This is a genomic window from Bartonella sp. AD328YNZD (genome assembly GCF_042196425.1).
Genome location: NZ_JBHIQG010000357.1, coordinates 1 through 2,332 on the forward strand (window position 1 = coordinate 1; position 2,332 = coordinate 2,332).

The 2,332-nt window shown below is 39.8% G+C and carries 1 protein-coding gene; it reads right to left on the bottom strand.

What is annotated here, in order from left to right:
* Window positions 1-10 precede the first annotated feature (10 nt).
* A partial coding sequence (locus ACFIO3_RS11710) for an autotransporter outer membrane beta-barrel domain-containing protein (RefSeq protein ID WP_375704506.1) occupies window positions 11-2,332 on the bottom strand: 2,322 nt, incomplete at its 5' end.

The following is a 2,332-nucleotide window of genomic DNA, read 5'->3' on the forward strand; positions in this document are numbered from 1 at the left end:
TAGCCTTGTATTAAAACTGATAGCGTATGCCACCTGAAAAGCTTGCACCACTTATACCAGTTTTCTGAAGCTTTTGTCGATAGCTTACATCACCGTAAAGAGAGAAGTTGTGAGATAGTCGCGCATTGATACCAATTCCTCCCTCAATTGCTGTTCCCATGGGATCAAGGTTAAAATTCTTGCTCATTTGTACTTTTCCATTATCACCAAAGGTTTTGATCAAGTTTACTTTTCCATAGAAGGAAAGGGCAGGACCATTTTCAGCAGTCATAATGGTTTTGGTTAAACGTCCACCAACACGGATCAACCATTGAGAAGGATTTTTCATATCAACGGTAAAATTATCAGCATCTTCAATGGTATTAAACATCAAATGTTGATAAGCAAGTTGTGCTTGAGGCTCGAAGGTTAAGCCTTCCATTCCGGTTGCAAATTCTTTGCCAACGGTGGTGGAGATACTCAACATTTTGGCATTTTTCAACTTTGCGGTTTTGCCAATGATAGCATTGCCGATATCTCCTTTTAGAATTCCATAGGATAACAGTGTATCCATATAGAAACCATTGTCATGCTGCACGCTGCCATAAGCTGTTAGTGACCATTTATCCAATGTGCTCTCACTGACATCGTCCATATCCTTTGGAGTGAAAGATAGCCGCCCATAGGTGCCTACAAGACCGAAATGTGTCGTGGTATTTTGTCCTTCTAATACCGCTAATGTGACACCGGCTTGGAGAGCAGCATAACGGACATCAGCACCATAACCATATTTAAGGGGACCACGTTTCGAGGATAAGGTTCCTTTACCCCCATAGGTAGAGAGGAAGAAACTGTTTTTTAGATTTTTCTGCTCTCCCAAGACTGTTGTTCTCATATTGGCTAAAAGTGCATTTTGCTTGGCCATATCGGCCAATCCAGTATAAAAGAAAGCATTTGGCATAACCAAATAGCTTGCCATTTGTGGTACAACTGCTCTTACTTTTGAATCGGGGTTAAGAAATTCAGACTGCAAGCGAAAATCCCAGAAATCTTTATCCTTTTCATCGAATAAGTTTTGGTTAGCATTGGCCTTGCCATAACTTGATACTGGTCCATAGGCAGTCAGCGTATATTTATAAGGAGTTCCTCCTATGGTGGTATAGCCATTTTTCAATTTAAAGGAGTCTTCTTTTGCTTCTCCAGAAACTTGAATAAGTGAAAGTCCACCTATATTGGAAGGAGCAGAAGCATTTTCTACACTCTCTTTATCCCCTGAAGAACTTTTGACGTAAACTGTTGTGGTGCCTGCTACATCACCGTGAATGAGAAGCCTATCGGTTTTTTGTGCATCTATTGCAACACCATCACTCCATATAGCGTTGAAATGAATTTCTGCCTCACCAGAGGCATTATAGACTGCTAGAGTGGTTGGTATTCCAGATCCTACATGCAATGTATGATAATGATCTTCTACCAGTCCATTGAAAACAATAGAACTATCATTGAGATTGAGCACAGAAATATCAGAACGTGACCTTTGAGCAATAGCAAGCAGTTTTCCATCATCATCGGTTTCTTTTGTACTGGTTTTCAATATCCATGTTGTCTTGTTTGCCAAATCAAAGCGTACAGTTCTGTTTTCTGCAATTTTTGCTCTTCCCTTTAATACCGAGTTATTAGCATTTAGTGTAAAAGCAAAGTTATTTTCTTTAGTGGAAGCTTTTGCTGCTAATAAAATATCGGCACTGATTTCTGAATTTTTGAGATTGGCTATACCGATTGATTGGTCTGCATTAATTCCAATACTATTTTCAGTGCGAAGCTTTGTATTTGTCAAGTTGATTTCTAAGGTGTTATCGTCCTCGGATTTATCAAATGTTATGCCACTGTTTTCTGCTGTTGCAGAAACATTTGTTACATCAATATATCCGCTATTTTTTACAACAAATGCTGATCCTTTTGCTGCTACGGTCCCTCCATTCATTTTAATCGTGCCACCGTTTTCTGCATAAAGCCCGATGAAAGTATTGCTAATCGCTGTATTTCCATACAATTCAATTAAGCTGTTAGGATTGCTGGTAGCTGCACCGTATCCGTTACCATCCATCGTTGTTAGAGCAACGTCTGTGACCTTAATATGTCCACCATTCATTGCGAACAATGCCATGGTTTTCGCAGTTACTGTTCCCCCAGTCATTATGATTGTGCCACTATTTTCTGCATCAAGTCCGGTTACAGCATTATCAATAGTTGTCTTCCCATACAATTCAATCAAGCTGTTAGGATCGGTGGTAGCTGCGCCATAGTTACCATTTGTTGTTGTTAGAGCAACATCTGTAACCTTAATATGCCC